The 23203-nt window shown below is 52.1% G+C and carries 23 protein-coding genes, 2 tRNA genes and 4 rRNA genes; 18 read left to right on the forward strand and 11 right to left on the reverse strand.

Going from position 1 to position 23203, the window contains the following annotated elements; genetic code table 11:
* The first annotated feature begins 5 nt into the window (after nt 1-5).
* From rpsD to ACJ69_RS19155, 6 genes are all read left to right on the forward strand, one after another.
* On the forward strand, nt 6-626 hold the full coding sequence (rpsD, locus tag ACJ69_RS19130; protein ID WP_004868345.1) for a 30S ribosomal protein S4: 621 nt from the start codon (nt 6-8) through the stop codon (nt 624-626).
* Nucleotides 627-651: 25 nt separating this feature from the next.
* Entirely contained in the window at nt 652-1641 is a 990-nt protein-coding gene (locus ACJ69_RS19135) for a DNA-directed RNA polymerase subunit alpha (RefSeq protein WP_002919219.1), read from the forward strand.
* Between the two features lie 40 nt (nt 1642-1681).
* A complete protein-coding gene (gene rplQ, locus ACJ69_RS19140; protein WP_001216368.1) occupies nt 1682-2065 on the forward strand; it encodes a 50S ribosomal protein L17 in 384 nt (127 codons plus the stop codon).
* Nucleotides 2066-2172: 107 nt separating this feature from the next.
* Nucleotides 2173-2541: a DnaJ family domain-containing protein gene (locus ACJ69_RS19145; protein ID WP_029740637.1), complete on the forward strand. Its 369-nt coding sequence runs from the start codon at nt 2173-2175 to the stop codon at nt 2539-2541.
* A gap of 2 nt (nt 2542-2543) precedes the next feature.
* Nucleotides 2544-2969 carry a Zn(2+)-responsive transcriptional regulator gene (zntR, locus tag ACJ69_RS19150; protein ID WP_029740638.1) on the forward strand — a complete coding sequence of 142 codons (426 nt, stop codon included), beginning with the start codon at nt 2544-2546 and terminating at the stop codon, nt 2967-2969.
* A gap of 57 nt (nt 2970-3026) precedes the next feature.
* Nucleotides 3027-3242 (forward strand): alternative ribosome-rescue factor A, encoded by a 216-nt coding sequence (locus ACJ69_RS19155; RefSeq protein ID WP_023309450.1) that lies wholly within the window; start codon nt 3027-3029, stop codon nt 3240-3242.
* Here the strand turns inward: ACJ69_RS19155 and mscL are convergent, their stop codons facing one another.
* The 5 genes from mscL to def all read right to left on the reverse strand — a co-directional run bounded on the left by mscL (nt 3243) and on the right by def (nt 8020).
* Nucleotides 3243-3653 carry a large-conductance mechanosensitive channel protein MscL gene (mscL, locus tag ACJ69_RS19160; RefSeq protein WP_023309449.1) on the reverse strand — a complete coding sequence of 137 codons (411 nt, stop codon included), beginning with the start codon at nt 3651-3653 and terminating at the stop codon, nt 3243-3245.
* Between the two features lie 146 nt (nt 3654-3799).
* Nucleotides 3800-5176 (reverse strand): Trk system potassium transporter TrkA, encoded by a 1377-nt coding sequence (gene trkA, locus ACJ69_RS19165; protein ID WP_008503482.1) that lies wholly within the window; start codon nt 5174-5176, stop codon nt 3800-3802.
* Nucleotides 5177-5198: 22 nt separating this feature from the next.
* Nucleotides 5199-6485 (reverse strand): 16S rRNA (cytosine(967)-C(5))-methyltransferase RsmB, encoded by a 1287-nt coding sequence (gene rsmB / locus ACJ69_RS19170; protein WP_059347852.1) that lies wholly within the window; start codon nt 6483-6485, stop codon nt 5199-5201.
* Between the two features lie 52 nt (nt 6486-6537).
* Nucleotides 6538-7485: a methionyl-tRNA formyltransferase gene (gene fmt / locus ACJ69_RS19175; protein WP_029740641.1), complete on the reverse strand. Its 948-nt coding sequence runs from the start codon at nt 7483-7485 to the stop codon at nt 6538-6540.
* Nucleotides 7486-7510: 25 nt separating this feature from the next.
* Nucleotides 7511-8020: a peptide deformylase gene (def, locus tag ACJ69_RS19180; protein WP_006812188.1), complete on the reverse strand. Its 510-nt coding sequence runs from the start codon at nt 8018-8020 to the stop codon at nt 7511-7513.
* 127 nt (nt 8021-8147) lie between these two features.
* On the opposite strand from def, the gene dprA reads away from it, so the two are divergent.
* Genes dprA through ACJ69_RS19210 form a run of 6 tightly spaced genes read left to right on the forward strand, consistent with a single transcriptional unit; the run spans nt 8148 to nt 11931 of the window.
* Nucleotides 8148-9272 (forward strand): DNA-protecting protein DprA, encoded by a 1125-nt coding sequence (dprA, locus tag ACJ69_RS19185; protein WP_059347537.1) that lies wholly within the window; start codon nt 8148-8150, stop codon nt 9270-9272.
* On the forward strand, nt 9244-9717 hold the full coding sequence (gene smg / locus ACJ69_RS19190) for a DUF494 family protein Smg (RefSeq protein WP_059347539.1): 474 nt from the start codon (nt 9244-9246) through the stop codon (nt 9715-9717). The genes dprA and smg overlap by 29 nt, the downstream gene beginning before the upstream one ends.
* A gap of 26 nt (nt 9718-9743) precedes the next feature.
* Nucleotides 9744-10298 carry a DNA topoisomerase family protein gene (locus ACJ69_RS19195; protein ID WP_059347540.1) on the forward strand — a complete coding sequence of 185 codons (555 nt, stop codon included), beginning with the start codon at nt 9744-9746 and terminating at the stop codon, nt 10296-10298.
* Nucleotides 10291-10863: an L-threonylcarbamoyladenylate synthase type 1 TsaC gene (tsaC, locus tag ACJ69_RS19200; RefSeq protein WP_059347542.1), complete on the forward strand. Its 573-nt coding sequence runs from the start codon at nt 10291-10293 to the stop codon at nt 10861-10863. The genes ACJ69_RS19195 and tsaC overlap by 8 nt, the downstream gene beginning before the upstream one ends.
* 4 nt (nt 10864-10867) lie before the next feature.
* Nucleotides 10868-11686, forward strand: coding sequence for a shikimate dehydrogenase (gene aroE / locus ACJ69_RS19205; protein ID WP_059347544.1), 819 nt, complete (start codon nt 10868-10870; stop codon nt 11684-11686).
* Nucleotides 11683-11931, forward strand: coding sequence for a DUF1488 family protein (locus tag ACJ69_RS19210; protein ID WP_054830161.1), 249 nt, complete (start codon nt 11683-11685; stop codon nt 11929-11931). The genes aroE and ACJ69_RS19210 overlap by 4 nt, the downstream gene beginning before the upstream one ends.
* Here ACJ69_RS19210 and ACJ69_RS19215 read toward each other — a convergent pair.
* Entirely contained in the window at nt 11907-12461 is a 555-nt protein-coding gene (locus tag ACJ69_RS19215) for a gamma carbonic anhydrase family protein (RefSeq protein WP_047646180.1), read from the reverse strand. The genes ACJ69_RS19210 and ACJ69_RS19215 overlap by 25 nt on opposite strands.
* A 472-nt stretch (nt 12462-12933) precedes the next feature.
* Between ACJ69_RS19215 and ACJ69_RS19225 the strand changes: the two genes are divergently transcribed.
* From ACJ69_RS19225 to rrf (ACJ69_RS19250), 6 genes are all read left to right on the forward strand, one after another.
* Nucleotides 12934-14473, forward strand: a 16S ribosomal RNA gene (locus tag ACJ69_RS19225).
* Nucleotides 14474-14558: 85 nt separating this feature from the next.
* Nucleotides 14559-14634, forward strand: a tRNA-Glu gene (locus ACJ69_RS19230).
* Nucleotides 14635-14827: 193 nt separating this feature from the next.
* Nucleotides 14828-17732 (forward strand): 23S ribosomal RNA (locus ACJ69_RS19235).
* 76 nt (nt 17733-17808) lie between these two features.
* A 5S ribosomal RNA gene (gene rrf / locus ACJ69_RS19240) occupies nt 17809-17923 on the forward strand.
* 14 nt (nt 17924-17937) lie between these two features.
* Nucleotides 17938-18013 (forward strand) — tRNA-Thr (locus ACJ69_RS19245).
* 43 nt (nt 18014-18056) lie between these two features.
* A 5S ribosomal RNA gene (gene rrf / locus ACJ69_RS19250) occupies nt 18057-18172 on the forward strand.
* Together the 16S, 23S and 5S rRNA genes with 2 tRNA genes alongside form the textbook arrangement of a ribosomal RNA operon.
* A gap of 106 nt (nt 18173-18278) precedes the next feature.
* Here rrf (ACJ69_RS19250) and ACJ69_RS19255 read toward each other — a convergent pair.
* The 5 genes from ACJ69_RS19255 to ACJ69_RS19275 form a co-directional block, all read right to left on the reverse strand.
* Nucleotides 18279-19037, reverse strand: a complete 759-nt coding sequence (locus ACJ69_RS19255) for an amino acid ABC transporter ATP-binding protein (protein ID WP_014171880.1) — start codon at nt 19035-19037, stop codon at nt 18279-18281.
* Nucleotides 19038-19044: 7 nt separating this feature from the next.
* Entirely contained in the window at nt 19045-20148 is a 1104-nt protein-coding gene (locus ACJ69_RS19260; protein WP_038417796.1) for an amino acid ABC transporter permease, read from the reverse strand.
* Nucleotides 20149-20157: 9 nt separating this feature from the next.
* The gene (locus tag ACJ69_RS19265) at nt 20158-21339 is read right to left on the reverse strand and encodes an amino acid ABC transporter permease (RefSeq protein ID WP_023309438.1); all 1182 of its coding nucleotides are present in this window, start codon (nt 21337-21339) and stop codon (nt 20158-20160) included.
* A 67-nt stretch (nt 21340-21406) separates the two neighbouring features.
* Nucleotides 21407-22432: an amino acid ABC transporter substrate-binding protein gene (locus ACJ69_RS19270; RefSeq protein WP_023333654.1), complete on the reverse strand. Its 1026-nt coding sequence runs from the start codon at nt 22430-22432 to the stop codon at nt 21407-21409.
* 473 nt (nt 22433-22905) lie between these two features.
* On the reverse strand, nt 22906-23127 hold the full coding sequence (locus tag ACJ69_RS19275) for a lipoprotein (protein ID WP_008502867.1): 222 nt from the start codon (nt 23125-23127) through the stop codon (nt 22906-22908).
* Nucleotides 23128-23203 lie beyond the last annotated feature (76 nt).

Below are 23203 nucleotides of genomic sequence, written 5' to 3' on the forward strand. Positions count from 1 at the left end.
AGAAAATGGCAAGATATTTGGGTCCTAAGCTCAAGCTGAGCCGTCGTGAGGGCACCGACTTATTCCTTAAGTCTGGCGTTCGCGCGATCGATACCAAGTGTAAAATTGAACAAGCTCCTGGCCAGCACGGTGCGCGTAAACCGCGTCTGTCTGACTATGGTGTGCAGTTGCGTGAAAAGCAAAAAGTTCGCCGTATGTACGGTGTGCTGGAGCGTCAGTTCCGTAACTACTATAAAGAAGCAGCACGTCTGAAAGGCAACACAGGTGAAAACCTGCTGGCTCTGCTGGAAGGTCGTCTGGACAACGTTGTATACCGTATGGGCTTCGGCGCTACTCGTGCTGAATCACGTCAGCTGGTTAGCCACAAAGCAATCATGGTAAACGGTCGTGTTGTTAACATCGCTTCTTATCAGGTTAAAGCGAATGACGTTGTTAGCATTCGTGAGAAAGCGAAAAAGCAATCTCGCGTGAAGGCCGCTCTGGAGCTGGCTGAGCAGCGTGAAAAGCCAACCTGGCTGGAAGTTGATGCTGGCAAGATGGAAGGTACGTTCAAGCGTCAGCCAGAACGTTCTGATCTGTCTGCGGACATTAACGAACACCTGATCGTCGAGCTTTACTCCAAGTAAAGCTTAGTACCAAAGAGAGGACACAATGCAGGGTTCTGTGACAGAGTTTCTAAAACCGCGCCTGGTAGATATCGAGCAAGTGAGTTCGACGCACGCCAAGGTGACCCTTGAGCCTTTAGAGCGTGGCTTTGGCCATACTCTGGGTAACGCACTGCGCCGTATTCTGCTCTCATCGATGCCGGGTTGCGCGGTGACCGAGGTTGAGATTGATGGTGTACTTCATGAGTACAGCACCAAAGAAGGCGTTCAGGAAGATATCCTTGAAATCCTGCTCAACCTGAAAGGGCTGGCGGTGAGAGTTCAGGGTAAAGATGAAGTTATTCTTACTCTGAATAAATCTGGCATTGGCCCTGTGACTGCAGCCGACATCACCCACGACGGTGATGTTGAAATCGTCAAGCCGCAGCACGTGATCTGCCACCTGACCGATGAGAACGCAGCTATTAGCATGCGTATCAAAGTTCAGCGCGGTCGTGGTTATGTGCCGGCTTCTGCCCGAATTCATTCGGAAGAAGATGAGCGCCCAATCGGCCGTCTGCTGGTCGACGCATGCTACAGCCCTGTAGAGCGTATTGCCTACAATGTTGAAGCAGCGCGTGTAGAACAGCGTACCGACCTGGACAAGCTGGTCATCGAAATGGAAACCAATGGCACAATCGATCCTGAAGAGGCGATTCGTCGTGCGGCGACCATCCTGGCAGAACAACTGGAAGCTTTCGTTGACTTACGTGATGTACGTCAGCCGGAAGTGAAAGAAGAGAAACCAGAATTCGATCCGATCCTGCTGCGCCCTGTTGACGATCTCGAATTGACTGTCCGCTCTGCTAACTGCCTCAAGGCAGAAGCTATCCACTATATCGGTGATCTGGTACAGCGTACCGAGGTTGAGTTGCTGAAAACGCCGAACCTGGGTAAAAAATCTCTTACTGAGATTAAAGACGTGCTGGCTTCACGTGGTCTGTCTCTGGGCATGCGCCTGGAAAACTGGCCACCGGCAAGCATTGCTGACGAGTAACCGGATCACAGGTTAAGGTTTTACTGAGAAGGATAAGGTCATGCGCCATCGTAAGAGTGGTCGTCAACTGAACCGCAACAGCAGCCATCGCCAGGCTATGTTCCGCAACATGGCAGGTTCACTGGTTCGTCATGAGATCATCAAGACGACCCTGCCTAAAGCGAAAGAGCTGCGTCGCGTAGTTGAGCCGCTGATTACTCTTGCCAAGACTGACAGCGTTGCTAATCGTCGTCTGGCATTCGCCCGTACTCGTGATAACGAGATCGTGGCAAAACTGTTTAACGAACTGGGCCCGCGTTTCGCGAGCCGTGCCGGTGGTTACACTCGCATTCTGAAGTGTGGTTTCCGTGCAGGCGACAACGCGCCGATGGCTTACATCGAGCTGGTTGATCGTTCAGAGAAAGCAGAAGCTGCTGCAGAGTAATCTGCAGTAACGTAAAAAAACCCGCTCCGGCGGGTTTTTTTATATCCGCGATATCCCCACTTCTCTACAATGTCTGTATCAATTCTGTTCATCCCCAGGAGCCGGTAATGTGGTTGCTCGACCAGTGGGCAGAACGCCATATTCGCGATGCCCAAAAAAAAGGCGAATTCGACGCTCTTCCGGGAAGCGGCGAACCCCTTGTGCTTGACGATGATTCGCACATCGCACCGGAATTACGGGCTGGATACCGTTTGCTGAAAAATGCGGGTTGTCTCCCCCCAGAGCTCGAACAGCGCAGAGAGGCTGTTGAACTGGCCGATCTTCTAAAAGGGATCCGCCATGACGATCCACGACATTCTGAACTTAGCCGCCGTCTCGCCCTGCTTGAACTCAAGCTACGCCAGGCTGGGATGAACACTGATTTTCTGCACGGTGAATACGGTGAAATATTGATGCAGAAAATAAGCGAGGAGTAGTTATGTACCGCATCGGTGAACTTGCGAAGCTTGCGAACGTTACGCCGGATACCATCCGATATTACGAAAAGCAGCAGATGATCGATCATGAAGTACGTACTGAAGGAGGCTTTCGCCTTTATACCGATAACGATCTGCAGCGCCTGCGGTTTATTCGTTATGCGCGTCAGCTCGGTTTCACACTGGATTCGATCCGCGAGTTATTATCGATCCGCATCGATCCGGAACACCACACCTGCCAGGAATCTAAAAGCATCGTGCAGGCCCGGCTGGATGAAGTTGAAGCGCGTATACAGGAACTGCAAACCATGCAGCGCTCTCTGCAAAGGCTGAATGATGCCTGCTGTGGTACGGCACACAGCAGCATTTATTGTTCAATCCTCGAAGCCCTTGAACAGGGAGCGAGTGGAGAAACTCAGGGCTGTTGATTTTTAGTTCAACCGGGTCTAGACTCCCGTCGTCATAAACCTTGCTCTGGAGACATTATGAGCCGCTATCAGCACACGAAAGGACAAATCAAGGACAATGCCATTGAGGCGTTACTTCACGACCCGTTATTCAGGCAGCGCGTTGAGAAGAATAAAAAAGGGAAAGGAAGTTATCTGCGTAAAGACAAACATGAAAAACGGGGTAACTGGGAGGCCAGTGGCAAGCAAGCGAATCGCTTATTTACCACTGGCCTTCCTGCTTTTATCTATTGATTAGACGCGGTTATTCTGCTCTTTTAACAGATCGCGGATCTCACTTAACAGCACTTCTTCTTTCGTTGGCGCAGGTGCTGCAGCCGGCTCTTCTTTTTTACGGTTGAGTCTGTTGATCAGCTTGATAGCCATAAATATGGCAAACGCGACAATCACAAAATCAAATACGTTCTGAATAAATACGCCATAGTGCATTACTACTGCCGGAACATCACCCTGCGCTTCACGCAGCGTGAAAGCGAATTGTTTGAAATCAATGCCGCCGATTAACAACCCTAAAGGTGGCATGATAATGTCGGCCACTAATGATGAAACAATCTTGCCGAATGCCGCACCAATAATGACACCCACTGCCAAATCCACCACGTTCCCGCGCATCGCAAATTCGCGAAATTCTTTAATAAAACTCATTGTTCTCTCCTTGTGCCAGCTGACGAGTTTAAGTTTAACAAATCATTAGCCAATTGCCATTCGGGATAATTAAACATTATGAAAAATAAAAGGCACAGAAATTAAACGGATAAAGTAAGGGTGCTCTTACTCGAGCACCCAATTCTTTAAAGGAAGAATGGACTTGGCTGGAATAAACGTTCGACGTCGGTAATAAATTTTTTATCGGTAAGGAACATAATTACGTGATCGCCTTGCTCAATTCGTAAATTATCATTGGCAATCATGACGTCGTTCCCGCGCACAACGGCGCCGATAATCGTGCCTGGCGGCAGTTTAATTTCGTCGATCGAACGGCCGACGACTCGTGACGTCGTTTCATCTCCATGAGCAACGGCTTCAATGGCCTCCGCTACGCCACGGCGCAGCGATGACACGCCGACAATATCCGCTTTACGAACATGGCTCAGGAGCGCGGAAATTGTCGCCTGCTGAGGGGAAATGGCAATATCAATAACGCTGCCCTGAACCAGATCGACATACGCCTTACGCTGGATAAGCACCATGACTTTTTTAGCCCCCATGCGCTTTGCGAGCATGGCGGACATTATATTCGCCTCGTCGTCGTTGGTGACGGCAATAAAGAGATCAACTTGATCAATATGCTCTTCAGCCAGTAGCTCCTGATCAGACGCATCACCATAAAATACGATCGTATTTTGCAGTTTCTCCGCCAGTTCAGCAGCACGCTGTTGATCGCGCTCGATCAACTTCACGCTGTAATCTTTTTCCAGACGATGTGCCAGACCGGCGCCGATATTGCCGCCGCCGACCAGCATAATGCGTTTATAAGGTTTTTCGAGACGCTGAAGTTCACTCATCACCGCACGAATATGCTGTGAGGCCGCAATAAAGAAGACCTCATCACCGGCTTCGACAATCGTGGAGCCTTGCGGGCGAATTGGTCTGTCGTGACGGAAAATCGCTGCAACGCGCGTATCGATATGCGGCATGTGCTCGCGCATGGTGGAAAGCGCATTGCCGATCAATGGTCCGCCATAATAGGCCTTAACCACTGCCAGGCTCACTTTGCCCTCGGCAAAGTTCACCACCTGCAGGGCGCCCGGATATTCGATCAGGCGATAGATATTGTCGATAACCAGCTGTTCTGGTGCGATGAGGTGGTCAATGGGGACCGCTTCGGAATTAAACAGTTTTTCAGCATCGCGAACATAGTCCGGAGAGCGAATACGCGCAATTCGGTTTGGCGTGTTGAAAAGCGAGTAGGCCACCTGACAGGCCACCATATTGGTTTCGTCAGAACTGGTTACCGCAACCAGCATGTCGGCATCGTCGGCGCCCGCCTCACGAAGAACACGTGGGTGCGAACCATGACCCTGCACCACGCGCAGGTCAAACTTGTCCTGTAATACACGCAGACGATCGCCGTTGGTATCAACAATTGTGATGTCGTTGTTTTCGCCAACCAGGTTTTCCGCCAGCGTTCCGCCCACCTGTCCTGCACCCAGAATGATAATCTTCATATCTCGTGACCTGTTCTCAACATCACTCTTTGATTAGCTTAGCGTAAAAGAAGCCATCGCCCTCTTCAGCACCCGGCAGGTTCTGCAGACCCGGGGATTCAGGCGTTCCCGTATCGCGCAGCGCGGCGTCCGACGTACGTTTAAGGAAGGCCGCGATTTGCTGGCTGTTTTCTTCCGGCAGTACGGAGCAGGTCGCATAGACCAGCGTTCCGCCAGATTTAAGATGCGGCCAAATGGCGTCGAGAATGTCGGATTGCAGTTGGGCAAGTTCCTGAATATCACGATCGCGGCGTAGCCACTTGATGTCCGGATGACGACGAATAACACCGGTTGCAGAGCAGGGGGCATCCAGCAAAATGCGATCGAATTGCGTTTCACCACACCATTCTGCGGGTTTGCGTCCATCGCCCTGCTTAACCTGAGCCTTCATGCCCAGACGCTTGAGGTTGTCGTAGACGCGTGAGAGACGCTGTTCATCGACATCCACTGCCAGCACGCTGGCCTGCGGAGCCACTTCAAGAATATGCGTCGTTTTGCCCCCAGGCGCGGCGCACAGATCGAGGATCTGCTCACCATTTTTGGGTTCAAGCCAGGTCATGCAACCCTGAGCCGAGGCATCCTGTACGGTTACCCAGCCTTCATCAAAACCGGGTAATGCATGTACCGGTGTCGGTGAGGCTAAGCGTACGGCATCCGGATAGGCTTCATGTGGGAATCCACTCATTCCAGCTTGTTCGAGCAAGCTCAGCCATGCGTCACGGCTGTGGTGATTACGATTCACGCGTAACCACATTGGCGGACGCTGATTGTTGGCATCGGCAATCTCCTGCCACTGCTGTGGATAAGCTTTTTTCAGGCGCTTCAACAGCCAGTCAGGGTGCAGAAAACGTGCTTCGCTTTGGGCAAATTCAGCCAGAAGCTCTTCCTGCTGTCTCTGAAACTGACGCAGTACGCCGTTGATCAGCCCTTTCAGCTGAGGGCGTTTAATCGCAACGGCGCCTTCCACCGTCTCAGCCAGCGCGGCATGAGGTGGGATGCGGGTATGAAGAAGCTGATAAAAACCCACCATAATCAAATAGTGTACGGTGCGCTGCTTGCCTGTCATTGGGCGTGACATCAGCTTGTTAATCAACCACTCAAGCTGAGAAAGCGTGCGCAGAACGCCAAAGCAGAGCTCCTGAAGCAGGGCTTTGTCTTTATCAGAGACTTTTTGTTGCAGGGGAGGCAGGACGTTACTTAATGACTGGCCCTGCTCGATAACCTGCTCAACGGCCTGAGCCGCCATACTGCGTAGATTTTGTTTTTTCATAACCGTAAAAATAAAAATGCCCGGAAACACCGGGCCTTAAGGATAAATTTGCTCAGGCAAGACGATTGCCCGGAATAAACCATTCGCGGCGGGAATTTAACAGATCCTGAGCGCTCATGGCCTTCTTGCCGGCCGGTTGTAGCGATTCAAGATTCAGGATCCCTTGTGCAGTCGCCACCTGGATCCCGTTCTTGTTGGCGTCAACAATCGTACCGGGTTCAGCCGTGGTAGTACCGCTAATGACGGAGGCTTTCCAGACTTTCACCGGCTGCTCATCAATCTCCATCCAGCTCATCGGCCACGGATTAAAAGCGCGGATGCAGCGTTCAAGTTGCGCGGCTGACAGGGACCAGTCGATACGCGCTTCTTCTTTGCTCAGTTTTTCGGCATACGTCACCAGCGCGTCATCCTGAACTTCCGGTTTCGCCGTGTTGTCAGCAAGCTGCTGGAGCGTCTCGATAAGCCCTTGTGGACCAAGGTCTGCCAGTTTGTCATACAGCGTAGCGCTGGTATCGTCTGACGTAATGGGGCACGCCAGTTTATACAGCATATCGCCGGTGTCTAAACCTACGTCCATCTTCATGATGGTAACGCCCGTTTCGGCATCACCCGCCCACAGCGAGCGCTGGATAGGTGCAGCACCACGCCAGCGCGGGAGCAGAGACCCGTGCACGTTGATGCAACCCAGGCGTGGCATATCAAGCACAGCTTTTGGCAGAATTAAACCGTAAGCCACTACCACCATTACGTCGGCATTCAGGTCAGCAACCAGCTGCTGATTTTCCTGCGGGCGTAACGATGCAGGCTGGAAAACGGGTAGCCCTTGCTCTTCTGCCAGCACCTTTACTGGGCTCGGCATCAATTTTTTGCCGCGACCAGCCGGACGGTCCGGCTGGGTAAAGACGCCAACAACCTGGTGACCAGACGATAACAGCGCGTCAAGATGACGCGCTGCAAAATCAGGGGTTCCCGCGAAGATAATACGTAGTGTTTTAGACACGATGATCCTTGTATCTGGGGGGGCGTTATGCGCGAGAACGCAAACGATCCAGTTTCTCTACTTTCTGACGAATACGCTGCTGCTTCAGCGGCGAGAGATAATCGATAAACAGTTTACCGACCAGGTGGTCCATCTCATGCTGAATACAAATTGCCAGCAGGTCGTCTGCTTCCAGTTCGAACGGATTACCGTCGCGATCCAGCGCGCGAATTTTCACCTTTTCGGCACGCGGTACTAAAGCGCGCTGTTCAGGAATGGACAGACAGCCTTCCTCAATACCGGTTTCGCCACTCTTTTCGAGCAGCTCAGGGTTGATCAGTACCAGACGTTCATCGCGATTTTCGGAAACATCAATCACGATAATTCGCTTGTGAATGTCCACCTGCGTGGCCGCCAGGCCAATGCCTTCTTCGGCGTACATGGTATCGAACATATCATCAACGATACGCTGGATTTCTGCATTCACTTCTTTGACCGGTTCAGCGACGATGCGAAGGCGCTCGTCCGGAATATGTAACACTTGCAAAACTGCCATAAATTTCCAGAGTCGTGTTCAGGAGTTGATAAGAATACTCTTTCTATTCTAGACAAATCCCCCATCGATTGACAGCATCAGTGACCAATCGCAATGATTGCGGAGGCCGCTTATGGCAGGGGAAAGGATGACGTCTACCGAGATATGGTTACGGCTAATACACACAGGGTCTCTGTGTGGTGATGTAATGCTGGAAGTGGCTGCGCGACTGCAGAAGCAGGAACACCTCAACGTGCCCGTGGCCAGAAACGTCGGGCTGACAGCAAAGCAGACTGAACGCTTCTTTGCACTCGATGAGAGCGAGCTGGAACGTAGCCTTATGTGGCTCGAGCAGCCGGGACATCATTTATTAACGGCCAACCATCCCCTTTATCCCCCTTTGCTCCGCACGATCCCTGATTATCCCGGGGCATTATTCGTAAAAGGTAACCCTGAGACGCTTAATACGGTTCAACTGGCGGTGGTAGGCAGTCGTGCGCCGTCATGGTACGGCGAGCGATGGGGGAAAATCCTGTGCGAACAACTGTCACAAAGCGGTTTCACGATCACCAGCGGGCTGGCCTGCGGTATTGACGGCGTAGCCCACAGCGCGGCGCTGTCAGTTAAGGGACGAAGCGTAGCGGTGCTGGGGAACGGTCTTTTTAGCATTTATCCACGCCGGCATCAGGCACTGGCGATGCGGCTTATTGAATCTGACGGCGCGATAGTGTCTGAGTTTCCGCTTTCCGCACAGCCCAGGCCGGCAAACTTTCCACGTCGTAATCGAATCATCAGCGGGCTTAGCAAAGGCGTACTGGTGGTTGAAGCGGCGCGCCGAAGCGGTTCGCTGGTCACGGCGCGATGCGCGCTCGAGCAGGGGAGAGAAGTCTTCGCCTTGCCTGGTCCGATAGGTAATCCCGGATGCGAGGGGCCCCACTGGCTGATTAAGCAAGGGGCTACGCCGGTAACGGAAGTAGGAGATATTCTTGAAAATTTGCAATATGGGTTGCAATGGCTGCAGGAAGATCCCGAAAAGCGACAATATTCATCAGATCAGGGAAAGGTGGCATTGCCATTTCCCAAGCTCCTGGCTAACGTAGGAGATGAGGTAACACCTGTTGACGTTGTCGCTGAACGTGCCGGCCAACCTGTGCCAGTAACGGTAGCACAGCTACTCGAACTGGAGTTAGCAGGGTGGATCGCAGCTGTACCCGGCGGCTATGTCCGATTAAGGAGGGCATGCCATGTTCGACGTACTGATGTATTTGTTTGAGACTTACATCCATAACGAAGCAGAAATGCGAGTGGATCAGGACAAATTGACACAGGATCTTACCGATGCGGGGTTTGAGCGGGAAGATATCTATAATGCGTTGATGTGGCTGGAAAAACTGGCTGATTATCAGGAAGGCCTCGCCGAACCGATGCAGCTTGCTTCTGACCCATTGTCAGTACGCATTTATACAGCGGAAGAGTGTGAAAGGCTGGACGCCAGCTGCCGGGGGTTCATCTTATTCCTTGAGCAGATTCAGGTGCTGAACCTCGAAACGAGAGAAATGGTGATAGAGCGCGCCATGGCGCTGGATACAGCAGAATTTGAACTGGAAGATCTCAAGTGGGTGATCCTGATGGTTCTGTTTAATATCCCGGGCTGTGAAAACGCCTATCAGCAAATGGAAGAATTACTCTTTGAAGTGAATGAAGGTATGCTGCACTAATTCAATGTGCAGCACCAAGAGTTGTTATGGCCAAATCAGCACTATTCACGGTGCATAAAAACGAGCCCTGCCCGCAGTGCGGGGCTGAACTTGTTATTCGGTCCGGGAAACACGGCCCGTTTCTCGGTTGTTCACACTATCCGGAATGTGATTATGTCCGTCCCCTGAAAAGCCAGGCGGATGGACATATCGTTAAAATTCTGGAGGGTAAGTTTTGTCCAGTCTGCGGTGGTGAATTAGCCCTGCGTCAGGGGCGTTTCGGCATGTTTATTGGATGTAGCCGCTACCCGGAATGCGAACATACGGAACAAATTGATAAGCCTGATGAAACGGCAATTGCGTGCCCTCAGTGTCAGCGCGGTCAGTTGGTACAGCGCCGTTCCCGTTATGGTAAGACGTTCCATTCGTGCGATCGCTACCCTGAATGCCAGTTCGTTATCAATTTTAAACCGGTAGCGGGAACCTGCCCTCATTGCAATTATCCGCTACTTATAGAGAAGAAAACTGCGCAAGGCATGAAACGCTTCTGTGCCAGTAAACAATGTGGAAAGCCGGTTACGGCGGATCAAAATAGTGAATAATAACCTGCCATCAGGCTCCATTGCGCATGCAGTGGACGTACTGAAAAATGAAGAAGTCATCGCCTATCCAACTGAAGCTGTTTTTGGGGTCGGTTGCGATCCTGACAGCGAGACGGCAGTGAGCCGTCTGCTTGCCTTAAAACAAAGACCTGTCGAGAAAGGGCTAATTTTGATCGCTGCGAATTATGAGCAGCTTAAACACTATATCGATGACTCCATGCTGACGCTGGCGCAGCGCGAGACTATCTTCTCCGCGTGGCCTGGGCCTGTGACCTTCGTCTTCCCGGCGCAGCCAACAACGCCGCGCTGGTTAACCGGACGCTTTGATTCCCTCGCCGTTCGCGTAACTGACCATCCGCTGGTGGTTGAGCTTTGTCTGGCATTTGGTAAACCGCTGGTCTCAACCAGCGCCAACCTGACCGGATTGCCACCTTGTCGGTCAACCGAAGAAGTACTGGCGCAGTTCGGGAATGACTTCCCTGTTGCGGTCGGTGAAACGGGAGGGCGCCTGAATCCGTCTGAAATTCGCGACGCTTTGACCGGCGAACGTTTTCGCCAGGGGTAATCTCATGGAAACCTATGCTGTTTTTGGTAATCCGATTGCACACAGCAAGTCACCGTTGATTCATCAGCAATTTGCGAAGCAGCTGCAGATAAATCATCCCTATGGTCGCGTACTGGCACCGGTGGATGCATTTATCCCAACGCTGGAGGCTTTTTTCGCCGCGGGCGGTAAAGGCGCGAATGTGACGGTTCCTTTTAAAGAGGAAGCCTTCGAACGTGCGGATGAGCTGACCGAGCGCGCTTCACTGGCTGGTGCGGTCAATACCCTAAAACGGCTTGAGGATGGACGCCTTTTGGGTGACAACACCGACGGAATTGGTTTACTTAGCGATCTGGAACGATTGTCGTTTATTAAGCCCGGATTCCGGGTCCTGCTGATTGGTGCGGGTGGCGCATCGCGGGGAGTGCTGTTGCCTCTGCTTTCAATGGACTGTGCGGTGACCATTACCAACAGAACCTTTTCCCGCGCGGAAGCGCTGGCGGCGTTGTTTGCGCATACCGGCAGCGTGAGCGCGGTAGCGCTTGACGATCTTGCCGATCGTGAGTTCGATCTTGTCATCAACGCCACGTCCAGCGGCATCAATGGTGAGATCCCGGCAATTCCCGCTTCTCTGGTCAGCGCGCATATGTACTTCTATGACATGTTTTATCAGAAAGGGAAGACGCCTTTCCTTTACTGGTGTGAACAACACGGCGCGAAGCAGTTAGCCGATGGACTGGGAATGCTGGTGGGGCAGGCTGCGCATGCGGTGCTGCTCTGGCATGGCGTGTTGCCTGCGGTCGAACCTGTCATTGAAAAGTTAAAGCAGGAGCTTTCGGCGTGAACCAGGCTATTCATTTCCCGGACAGAGAAAACTGGGATGAGAGTAAACAAGCGGTCTGTTTTCCAGTGCTGGTGCAGGGTATGCAACTTACCTGTGCCATTGCTGGGGAAACGCTGTTGCGTCGTTTTGGCGGTTCAGACCCGATAGCGATATTTTGCGAAAATCGCTGGGATCTGGAAGAGGAAGCCAGCGATTTAATCCGCGAACAGCAGGAAGACGATCAGGGCTGGGTTTGGTTGTCCTGATCCAAATAGTCATTCTTCCATTTAACGTAGTTGTTCGCCGAGTATTTTAACCCTTCGATCTCCGCCTCCTTCAGGGGGCGGATCTGTTTTACCGGGCTTCCCAGGTAGAGATAGCCACTCTCCAGCCGTTTGTTCTGTGGTACCAGGCTACCGGCACCAATCATTACGTCATCTTCTACTATGACGCCATCCAGCAAAATCGACCCCATGCCAACAAGTACGCGATTTCCGATAGTGCAGCCGTGAAGCATCACTTTATGGCCGACGGTAACCTCTTCTCCAATGATGAGGGGATTACCGTCCGGGTTATAGGAGGATTTGTGCGTGACATGCAGAACGCTGCCGTCCTGAATATTGGTACGGGCGCCAATCGACACATAGTTAACATCTCCCCTGATGGCGACGAGCGGCCAGATGCTGACGTCATCGGCCATTCGGACATCACCAATCACCACGCTGCTGGCATCGATCATCACGCGATCGCCTTTTTGGGGGAAGAGATCTTTATAAGGACGTAATACTGCGGGCATATCTACCTCTAACAATGAGCGCTATACAGAAGACTTTGATCATAGTAATGGATCGAGGCAAGGCAAAATACGTCAATATTTAAGCAGATCGGGCGGGATTTCAGCGAAAAGCGCGGAAAATCAGCAGTCGGAAAAAAAGATCTAAAAAATACTTGTGCTAAAAAATGGGATCCCTATAATGCGCTCCCATCGACACGGCGGATGTGAATCACTTCACACAACAAGCGGTTCGGTTGAAGAGAAAAAATCCTGAAATAACGGGTTGACTCTGAAAGAGGAAAGCGTAATATACGCCACCTCGCAACGGTGAGCGAAAGCCGCGTTGCACTGCTCTTTAACAATTTATCAGACAATCTGTGTGGGCACTCAAAGTGACATGGATTCTTAACGTCTTCGGACAATAAATGAATACCAAGTCTCTGAGTGAACATACGTAATTCATTACGAAGTTTAATTCACGAGCATCAAACTTAAATTGAAGAGTTTGATCATGGCTCAGATTGAACGCTGGCGGCAGGCCTAACACATGCAAGTCGAGCGGTAACACAGGGAGCTTGCTCCTGGGTGACGAGCGGCGGACGGGTGAGTAATGTCTGGGAAACTGCCTGATGGAGGGGGATAACTACTGGAAACGGTAGCTAATACCGCATAACGTCGCAAGACCAAAGAGGGGGACCTTCGGGCCTCTTGCCATCAGATGTGCCCAGATGGGATTAGCTAGTAGGTGGGGTAATGGCTCACCTAGGCGACGATCCCTAGCTGGTCTGAGAGGATGACCAGCCACACTGGAACTGAGACACGGTCCAGACTCCTACGGGAGGCAGCAGTGGGGAATATTGCACAATGGGCGCAAGCCTGATGCAGCCATGCCGCGTGTATGAAGAAGGCCTTCGGGTTGTAAAGTACTTTCAGCGGGGAGGAAGGTGTTGAGGTTAATAACCTCAGCAATTGACGTTACCCGCAGAAGAAGCACCGGCTAACTCCGTGCCAGCAGCCGCGGTAATACGGAGGGTGCAAGCGTTAATCGGAATTACTGGGCGTAAAGCGCACGCAGGCGGTCTGTCAAGTCGGATGTGAAATCCCCGGGCTCAACCTGGGAACTGCATTCGAAACTGGCAGGCTAGAGTCTTGTAGAGGGGGGTAGAATTCCAGGTGTAGCGGTGAAATGCGTAGAGATCTGGAGGAATACCGGTGGCGAAGGCGGCCCCCTGGACAAAGACTGACGCTCAGGTGCGAAAGCGTGGGGAGCAAACAGGATTAGATACCCTGGTAGTCCACGCCGTAAACGATGTCGACTTGGAGGTTGTGCCCTTGAGGCGTGGCTTCCGGAGCTAACGCGTTAAGTCGACCGCCTGGGGAGTACGGCCGCAAGGTTAAAACTCAAATGAATTGACGGGGGCCCGCACAAGCGGTGGAGCATGTGGTTTAATTCGATGCAACGCGAAGAACCTTACCTACTCTTGACATCCAGAGAACTTTCCAGAGATGGATTGGTGCCTTCGGGAACTCTGAGACAGGTGCTGCATGGCTGTCGTCAGCTCGTGTTGTGAAATGTTGGGTTAAGTCCCGCAACGAGCGCAACCCTTATCCTTTGTTGCCAGCGGTTCGGCCGGGAACTCAAAGGAGACTGCCAGTGATAAACTGGAGGAAGGTGGGGATGACGTCAAGTCATCATGGCCCTTACGAGTAGGGCTACACACGTGCTACAATGGCGCATACAAAGAGAAGCGACCTCGCGAGAGCAAGCGGACCTCATAAAGTGCGTCGTAGTCCGGATTGGAGTCTGCAACTCGACTCCATGAAGTCGGAATCGCTAGTAATCGTAGATCAGAATGCTACGGTGAATACGTTCCCGGGCCTTGTACACACCGCCCGTCACACCATGGGAGTGGGTTGCAAAAGAAGTAGGTAGCTTAACCTTCGGGAGGGCGCTTACCACTTTGTGATTCATGACTGGGGTGAAGTCGTAACAAGGTAACCGTAGGGGAACCTGCGGTTGGATCACCTCCTTACCTTAAAGAACCTGCCTTTGTAGTGTCCACACAGATTGTCTGATGAAAAGTAAATAGCAAGGCGTCTTGCGATTGAGACTTCAGTGTCCCCTTCGTCTAGAGGCCCAGGACACCGCCCTTTCACGGCGGTAACAGGGGTTCGAATCCCCTAGGGGACGCCACTTGCTGGTTCGTGAGTGAAAGTCACCTGCCGTCATATCTCAAAACTCATCTTCGGGTGACGTTTGAGATATTTGCTCTTTAAAAATCTGGATCAAGCTGAAAATTGAAACGACACATCTTTAATGGTGTGTTCGAGTCTCTCAAATTTTCGCAATTTGATGATGAATCGAAAGAAACATCTTCGGGTTGTGAGGTTAAGCGACTAAGCGTACACGGTGGATGCCCTGGCAGTCAGAGGCGATGAAGGACGTGCTAATCTGCGAAAAGCGCCGGCGAGGTGATATGAACCTTTGACCCGGCGATGTCCGAATGGGGAAACCCAGTGTGATTCGTCACACTATCGTTAACTGAATACATAGGTTAACGAGGCGAACCGGGGGAACTGAAACATCTAAGTACCCCGAGGAAAAGAAATCAACCGAGATTCCCCCAGTAGCGGCGAGCGAACGGGGAGCAGCCCAGAGTCTGAATCAGCTTGTGTGTTAGTGGAACGGTCTGGAAAGTCCGGCGATACAGGGTGATAGCCCCGTACACGAAAGCACACAGGTTGTGAACTCGAAGAGTAGGGCGGGACACGTGGTATCCTGTCTGAATATGGGGGGACCATCCTCCAAGGCTAAATACTCCTGACTGACCGATAGTGAACCAGTACCGTGAGGGAAAGGCGAAAAGAACCCCGGCGAGGGGAGTGAAAAAGAACCTGAAACCGTGTACGTACAAGCAGTGGGAGCACCTTCGTGGTGTGACTGCGTACCTTTTGTATAATGGGTCAGCGACTTATATTCTGTAGCAAGGTTAACCGTATAGGGGAGCCGAAGGGAAACCGAGTCTTAACTGGGCGTTAAGTTGCAGGGTATAGACCCGAAACCCGGTGATCTAGCCATGGGCAGGTTGAAGGTTGGGTAACACTAACTGGAGGACCGAACCGACTAATGTTGAAAAATTAGCGGATGACTTGTGGCTGGGGGTGAAAGGCCAATCAAACCGGGAGATAGCTGGTTCTCCCCGAAAGCTATTTAGGTAGCGCCTCGTGAACTCATCTTCGGGGGTAGAGCACTGTTTCGGCTAGGGGGCCATCCCGGCTTACCAACCCGATGCAAACTACGAATACCGAAGAATGTTATCACGGGAGACACACGGCGGGTGCTAACGTCCGTCGTGAAGAGGGAAACAACCCAGACCGCCAGCTAAGGTCCCAAAGTCATGGTTAAGTGGGAAACGATGTGGGAAGGCACAGACAGCCAGGATGTTGGCTTAGAAGCAGCCATCATTTAAAGAAAGCGTAATAGCTCACTGGTCGAGTCGGCCTGCGCGGAAGATGTAACGGGGCTAAACCATGCACCGAAGCTGCGGCAGCGACGCTTATGCGTTGTTGGGTAGGGGAGCGTTCTGTAAGCCGTTGAAGGTGTGCTGTGAGGCATGCTGGAGGTATCAGAAGTGCGAATGCTGACATAAGTAACGATAAAGCGGGTGAAAAGCCCGCTCGCCGGAAGACCAAGGGTTCCTGTCCAACGTTAATCGGGGCAGGGTGAGTCGACCCCTAAGGCGAGGCCGAAAGGCGTAGTCGATGGGAAACAGGTTAATATTCCTGTACTTGGTGTTACTGCGAAGGGGGGACGGAGAAGGCTATGTTAGCCGGGCGACGGTTGTCCCGGTTTAAGCATGTAGGCGGAGGTTCCAGGTAAATCCGGTACCTTTTAACGCTGAGGTGTGATGACGAGGCACTACGGTGCTGAAGTAACAAATGCCCTGCTTCCAGGAAAAGCCTCTAAGCATCAGGTAACATCAAATCGTACCCCAAACCGACACAGGTGGTCAGGTAGAGAATACCAAGGCGCTTGAGAGAACTCGGGTGAAGGAACTAGGCAAAATGGTGCCGTAACTTCGGGAGAAGGCACGCTGATATGTAGGTGAAGCCCCTGCGGGTGGAGCTGAAATCAGTCGAAGATACCAGCTGGCTGCAACTGTTTATTAAAAACACAGCACTGTGCAAACACGAAAGTGGACGTATACGGTGTGACGCCTGCCCGGTGCCGGAAGGTTAATTGATGGGGTTAGCGGTAACGCGAAGCTCTTGATCGAAGCCCCGGTAAACGGCGGCCGTAACTATAACGGTCCTAAGGTAGCGAAATTCCTTGTCGGGTAAGTTCCGACCTGCACGAATGGCGTAATGATGGCCAGGCTGTCTCCACCCGAGACTCAGTGAAATTGAACTCGCTGTGAAGATGCAGTGTACCCGCGGCAAGACGGAAAGACCCCGTGAACCTTTACTATAGCTTGACACTGAACACTGGTCCTTGATGTGTAGGATAGGTGGGAGGCTTTGAAGCGTGGACGCCAGTCTGCGTGGAGCCGACCTTGAAATACCACCCTTTAATGGCTGGTGTTCTAACGTAGACCCGTAATCCGGGTTGCGGACAGTGTCTGGTGGGTAGTTTGACTGGGGCGGTCTCCTCCCAAAGAGTAACGGAGGAGCACGAAGGTTAGCTAATCCTGGTCGGACATCAGGAGGTTAGTGCAATGGCATAAGCTAGCTTGACTGCGAGAGTGACGGCTCGAGCAGGTGCGAAAGCAGGTCATAGTGATCCGGTGGTTCTGAATGGAAGGGCCATCGCTCAACGGATAAAAGGTACTCCGGGGATAACAGGCTGATACCGCCCAAGAGTTCATATCGACGGCGGTGTTTGGCACCTCGATGTCGGCTCATCACATCCTGGGGCTGAAGTAGGTCCCAAGGGTATGGCTGTTCGCCATTTAAAGTGGTACGCGAGCTGGGTTTAGAACGTCGTGAGACAGTTCGGTCCCTATCTGCCGTGGGCGCTGGAGAATTGAGGGGGGCTGCTCCTAGTACGAGAGGACCGGAGTGGACGCATCACTGGTGTTCGGGTTGTCATGCCAATGGCACTGCCCGGTAGCTAAATGCGGAAAAGATAAGTGCTGAAAGCATCTAAGCACGAAACTTGCCCCGAGATGAGTTCTCCCTGACCCTTTAAGGGTCCTGAAGGAACGTTGAAGACTACGACGTTGATAGGTCGGGTGTGTAAGCGCAGCGATGCGTTGAGCTAACCGATACTAATGAACCGTGAGGCTTAACCTTACAACGCCGAAGCTGTTTCGGCGGACGAGAGACAGACAATCAAATTTCAGCTTTGATACAGATTTAACAGAATTTGCCTGGCGGCTTTAGCGCGGTGGTCCCACCTGACCCCATGCCGAACTCAGAAGTGAAACGCCGTAGCGCCGATGGTAGTGTGGGGTCTCCCATGTGAGAGTAGGGAACTGCCAGGCATCAAATTTAGCGTGCTGATATGGCTCAGTTGGTAGAGCGCACCCTTGGTAAGGGTGAGGTCCCCAGTTCGACTCTGGGTATCAGCACCACTTTATACTTAGGTTAAAGTTCGGCAAGAAGTAAAAGAATTTGTCTGGCGGCTTTAGCGCGGTGGTCCCACCTGACCCCATGCCGAACTCAGAAGTGAAACGCCGTAGCGCCGATGGTAGTGTGGGGTCTCCCCATGTGAGAGTAGGGAACTGCCAGACATCAAATAAGTGAGAAGGCCATCCGAAAGGATGGCCTTTTTGCGTTTATGCGCCGAAAAAAGGGTAGGCCGGGTAAGGCGAAGCCTCCACCCGGCAGAGCAAACGACTAATGAATCACCTGCGACAGGAATGCTCGCGTACGTTCTGACTTCGGATGGGCAAAGAACTCATCCGGCGGCGCCTGTTCGACAATCTCACCGCGGTCCATAAAGATCACCCGGTCGGCCACGGTTCGCGCAAACCCCATCTCATGCGTCACACAGAGCATGGTCATACCGGATTGTGCCAGCCCAATCATGGTGTCCAGAACCTCTTTCACCATTTCCGGATCGAGGGCAGATGTCGGTTCATCAAACAGCATAATTTTCGGTTTCATACACAGCGAACGGGCGATAGCCACACGCTGCTGTTGGCCACCTGATATCTGGCCAGGGAATTTATTAGCATGCTCTGCGATACGTACACGCTCCAGGTAGTGCATTGCCAACGCCTCCGCTTCCTTTTTTGGCATCTTTCGTACCCAAATTGGCGCAAGCGTACAGTTCTGCAGAACGGTCAGGTGCGGAAACAGATTAAAGTGCTGAAATACCATTCCCACTTCCTGACGTACGCGCTCGATATTGCGGATATCTTCATTCAGCTCGATACCATCAACCACAATGCGTCCTTGCTGATGTTCTTCAAGATGATTAATACAGCGAATGGTTGTGGATTTCCCGGATCCAGAAGGGCCGCAAAGGACAATGCGCTCTCCCTGCTTGACCTTAAGATTAATGTCCTTCAGGACATGAAATTGTCCGTACCATTTATTCACATTTTCCAGCGTAATCATCGCGTCGGCGGGTGTCATAGTTATTTGGCTCATAATTTCCTCAGTGCGGTGTACGCCCGGTGTTAAAGCGCTTTTCCAGATGCTGGCTGTAGCGCGACATGCTAAAACAAAAGATCCAGTAGATCAGGGCAGCAAAGACATATCCTTCGGTGGACATACCCAGCCAGACAGGGTCAACGGTTGCCTGTTGCACGCTGCTAAAGAGATCGAACAATCCGATGATGATCACCAGGCTGGTATCCTTGAAGAGGGCGATGATCGTGTTAACCAGACCCGGAATGACCAGCTTGAGTGCTTGTGGAAGAATGACCAGCCCCTGCGTTTTCCAGTAACCGAGCGCCAGTGATTCCGCCGCTTCGTACTGGCCTTTAGGTAACGCTTGCAGACCACCACGTACAACTTCAGCGACATAGGCGGACTGGAAGAGAATCACCCCCACCAGGGCACGGATCAGCTTGTCGATGGTTGTTCCCTCTGCCATAAACAGCGGCAGCATGACCGACGACATAAACAACACGGTGATAAGCGGTACGCCGCGCCAGAACTCAATGAATATAACGGAGAGCACGCGGACGATCGGCATTTTTGAACGCCGTCCCAGGGCCAGTAAAATCCCCCACGGTAGCGCACCGGCTATCCCCACTGAAGCAATAATCAGCGTCAGCGTCAGGCCGCCCCACTGGCGTGTTTCAACGCGTTCCAGCCCCAGGAAACCGCCATACAACAGCACCCAGACAATAATCGGATAAACCACTGCCCAGCCGGCAATATAGCGTCCACGATGAGGCAGCTTTTTCCAGAACATAGCTGCGACAGAAAGCAGGCCGATAACCAGCGCCAGATTAATCCGCCAGCGCTGTTCATGGGGATACAATCCATACATAAACTGGCCGAAGCGCTCATGAATAAACACCCAGCAGGCGCCGGCTTTAGTGCAGTCTGCTCGGGTTGAACCGACCCAGTTGGCCTGTAAAAACGCCCAGTTCAGCAGGGGAGGAATCAATTCCCACATGAGCCACAGGCAGACAATCGTCAGCAGGCTGTTACTCCAGCTGGAGAACAGATTCTTACGCGCCCACAGAATGAAACGTCCACCTGTCGAGTTGGCAGGGCGCGAGGAGTGCGACAGTATCGCTTTTGTCATCATAGATCCTTAGCGCTCGACCAGTGCTATACGGCGGTTATAAAGGTTCATCAGCAGTGAAATCACCAGGCTGATGATCAGATAGACAGACATCGTGATGGCGATGGTTTCAATGGCTTGTCCGGTCTGGTTAAGCACGGTTCCGGCGAAGAGTGACACCATATCCGGGTAACCAATGGCAGCGGCCAGCGACGAGTTTTTGACGATGTTGAGATACTGGCTGGTCAGAGGGGGAATGATGACCCGTAAAGCCTGCGGAATGATGACCTGGCGAAGCGTCACGGTATGGGGCAATCCCAGAGAGCGCGCCGCCTCGTGCTGCCCGTAAGGTACGGCCTGGATCCCCGCACGGATAATCTCGGCAATAAACGCGGACGTATAAATCGACAGCGCCAGCGTCAGGGCTGCCAGCTCGGGAATTAATACCATCCCGCCCTGAAAGTTAAAGCCCCGCAGATGTGGAATATCCCAGTGCAGCGCTGCTCCAAACAGCCAGTGTGCTATTAGCGGCAGGCTAACGATCAGGACAGCTGCCGTAGGCCAGGTTCTACGAAGCTGACCGGTTTTTATCTGATGCTTGCGGTTAAAACGGAATACCCCCGCAGAGAGCGCAAGCGCTATCACAATCGCGCCGATAAAAGCGTACAGCCCTTCACCCGGCTGAGGAGAAGGAATGGACAACCCACGGTTACTCAGGAAAAACAGCTCAAACGCGTCGACGGCCTGGCGGGGACCGGGAAGGTTACGCAGTACGGCGAAATACCAGAAGAATATCTGCAGGAGCGGGGGGATATTGCGGAACGTCTCAATATAAACAGTCGACAGTTTCCGCAGGAGCCAGTTTTCAGAAAGACGCGCCAGGCCAATAAAGAAGCCCAGTATCGATGCGAAGACGATACAAAGCGCCGATACCAACAGCGTATTCAGTAAACCGACTACGAACACGCGTCCGTACGTGTCACCTTCCTGGTAATCAATAAGGTGCTGAACGATACCAAACCCCGCGCTGCGATCTAAAAACGCGAAACCGGAGGTAATGCCGCGATTATTCAGGTTGGTGATGGTGTTATGGATGAGATACACGGCGATGAGTACAACCGCAACAATAGCAATAATCTGGAATAGCCAGGCGCGGACCGCGGGATGAGAAAAGGATAGCGATCCTTTTACGGCTGAGCGGCGATGGGACATAAAGAAACCTCAGTAACCATGACTCTGGAGTGGGCACTGCCGGAGCAGTGCCCGTTACAGCTATGACTTAACGTACTGGTGGTGCGTACTGAATACCGCCGTTGTTCCAGAGATTGTTCTGGCCGCGTTTGATCTTCAGCGGGCTTTCCGATCCCACGTTGCGCTCAAAGATCTCAGAGTAGTTGCCCACCTGTTTGATGATGTTGTAAGCCCACTTGTTATCCAGCTTCAGATCCTTGCCGAAATCACCTTCTTTACCGAGCAGGTGTGCCATATCCGGGTTGGATGGCTTAGCGGCTTTTTCATCAACGTTTTTGGAATTGATGCCCATCTCTTCTGCGTTCAGCATGGCAAACAGCGTCCAGCGAACAATGGAGAACCAGTCTTCATCACCACGACGAACGACGGGGCCGAGAGGTTCTTTGGAGATCACTTCAGGCAGGACAATCCACTCTGCCGGGTTGCTCAGCTTAATGCGTAAGGCATACAGCTGTGACTGGTCAGAGGCAAGCGTGTCGCAACGGCCGGATTCCAGCGCTTTGGCCGATTCATCCGAGCGGTCGAATGTCACCGGGGTGTATTTCATGTTGTTTGCTTTGAAATAATCCGCGACGTTCAGCTCGGTATCGGTGCCCGCCTGGATACAAACGGTGGCGCCATCCAGTTCCTTGGCGCTTTTCAGGCCAGCTTTATTGTGGGTCAGGAAGCCGATGCCGTCATAATAGGTCACGCCCGTAAATGACATCCCCATGCCTGCATCACGGGAGGAAGTCCAGGTGGTATTACGGGAGAGCATGTCGACCTCGCCGGACTGCAGCGCCGTAAAGCGCTCTTTCGCCGTCAGCGGGGTATATTTTACTTTGCTGTCATCGCCAAAAACGGCGGCTGCAACGCCACGGCAGACATCCACATCAATACCGGTAAATTTGCCGTTCGCATCGGCATAAGAGAAGCCAGGCAAACCGTCACTGATACCACATTGAACAAAACCTTTCTTTTTAACGGCATCCAGTGTCGTTCCCGCATGGGCTTGACCAGCTACGGCAAACAACATGCCTGCAGCGGCCAGGCTGGCTATCATCGTCTTTTTCATAATGCATCCTGTGTGGCGAAATTTATCGTTATAGAGGCGTTTTTAAACGCTTTACCTGTCTGTGGCTTTGGCCAACGTTTATAAAGCAAACGTAATGCCAGTTTTGCGTTCGACAAAATAAGAGACGAGTGAACGCTTAATGCTGAGTGTAGACAGGCTTAAATAAAACGAGCGCCCCGAAACGGTGCGAAATTGCAACCTGTGCCACAAATCGGAGCAAAAGTTGCGAGTCGGGTCAGGAAAAAGAAGAGATAGTTTTCAGCGTGAATATTGGCAGGGTATTCAATAATATTAATGTGTGAAAATCATCACGATAGAATAAGTAATGTGAATGAGTATGCGAAAAAGTTGTGACTGACTTCAGGCTTAGATTAATTTAGTGAATATATACAGGGCTATTTTTTTACTTATTTGAAAATACTGCACTCATTAAAAGCAAAAGCGCGGCCAGAGCCGCGCTTTCTCAACAGATGTTACTTGGTCAGGGCAACAATACCCAGCGTCAGACCCGCTACTGCGGCAGCACCGCCGGCGATAGCACCCGCAGTCTCCCAGTTATCCTGGGTGGTGCCTTTCATACAGGTATTGGTATGAACCAGTCGGCCCTGGTCGTCGTAAACCGGTACACATGGAGAATCGTGCGCGCAACCAGCAAGCAGCGCAGCGAGAAGTGCAACGGAAATGAATCTTTTCATGATGTTACCTCAGTATTATTTCTCATCCGCTATAAAGCCAGGAGGGCGATTAACGAACTGGAGGTTATTTTACCAC

The sequence above is a fragment of the Enterobacter asburiae genome, assembly GCF_001521715.1.
In the GTDB taxonomy this organism is placed as follows: domain Bacteria; phylum Pseudomonadota; class Gammaproteobacteria; order Enterobacterales; family Enterobacteriaceae; genus Enterobacter; species Enterobacter asburiae.

Bases quoted from the DNA above. Each gene is read 5' to 3' on its own strand.
- rpsD (WP_004868345.1), top strand. From the start codon at position 6: ATGGCAAGATATTTGGGTCCTAAGCTCAAGCTGAGCCGTCGTGAGGGC.
- ACJ69_RS19135 (WP_002919219.1), top strand. From the start codon at position 652: ATGCAGGGTTCTGTGACAGAGTTTCTAAAACCGCGCCTGGTAGATATC.
- rplQ (WP_001216368.1), top strand. From the start codon at position 1,682: ATGCGCCATCGTAAGAGTGGTCGTCAACTGAACCGCAACAGCAGCCAT.
- ACJ69_RS19145 (WP_029740637.1), top strand. From the start codon at position 2,173: ATGTGGTTGCTCGACCAGTGGGCAGAACGCCATATTCGCGATGCCCAA.
- zntR (WP_029740638.1), top strand. From the start codon at position 2,544: ATGTACCGCATCGGTGAACTTGCGAAGCTTGCGAACGTTACGCCGGAT.
- ACJ69_RS19155 (WP_023309450.1), top strand. From the start codon at position 3,027: ATGAGCCGCTATCAGCACACGAAAGGACAAATCAAGGACAATGCCATT.
- mscL (WP_023309449.1), bottom strand. From the start codon at position 3,653: ATGAGTTTTATTAAAGAATTTCGCGAATTTGCGATGCGCGGGAACGTG.
- trkA (WP_008503482.1), bottom strand. From the start codon at position 5,176: ATGAAGATTATCATTCTGGGTGCAGGACAGGTGGGCGGAACGCTGGCG.
- rsmB (WP_059347852.1), bottom strand. From the start codon at position 6,485: ATGAAAAAACAAAATCTACGCAGTATGGCGGCTCAGGCCGTTGAGCAG.
- def (WP_006812188.1), bottom strand. From the start codon at position 8,020: ATGGCAGTTTTGCAAGTGTTACATATTCCGGACGAGCGCCTTCGCATC.
- dprA (WP_059347537.1), top strand. From the start codon at position 8,148: ATGACGTCTACCGAGATATGGTTACGGCTAATACACACAGGGTCTCTG.
- smg (WP_059347539.1), top strand. From the start codon at position 9,244: ATGTTCGACGTACTGATGTATTTGTTTGAGACTTACATCCATAACGAA.
- ACJ69_RS19195 (WP_059347540.1), top strand. From the start codon at position 9,744: ATGGCCAAATCAGCACTATTCACGGTGCATAAAAACGAGCCCTGCCCG.
- aroE (WP_059347544.1), top strand. From the start codon at position 10,868: ATGGAAACCTATGCTGTTTTTGGTAATCCGATTGCACACAGCAAGTCA.
- ACJ69_RS19215 (WP_047646180.1), bottom strand. From the start codon at position 12,461: ATGCCCGCAGTATTACGTCCTTATAAAGATCTCTTCCCCCAAAAAGGC.
- ACJ69_RS19255 (WP_014171880.1), bottom strand. From the start codon at position 19,037: ATGAGCCAAATAACTATGACACCCGCCGACGCGATGATTACGCTGGAA.
- ACJ69_RS19260 (WP_038417796.1), bottom strand. From the start codon at position 20,148: ATGACAAAAGCGATACTGTCGCACTCCTCGCGCCCTGCCAACTCGACA.
- ACJ69_RS19265 (WP_023309438.1), bottom strand. From the start codon at position 21,339: ATGTCCCATCGCCGCTCAGCCGTAAAAGGATCGCTATCCTTTTCTCAT.
- ACJ69_RS19270 (WP_023333654.1), bottom strand. From the start codon at position 22,432: ATGAAAAAGACGATGATAGCCAGCCTGGCCGCTGCAGGCATGTTGTTT.
- ACJ69_RS19275 (WP_008502867.1), bottom strand. From the start codon at position 23,127: ATGAAAAGATTCATTTCCGTTGCACTTCTCGCTGCGCTGCTTGCTGGT.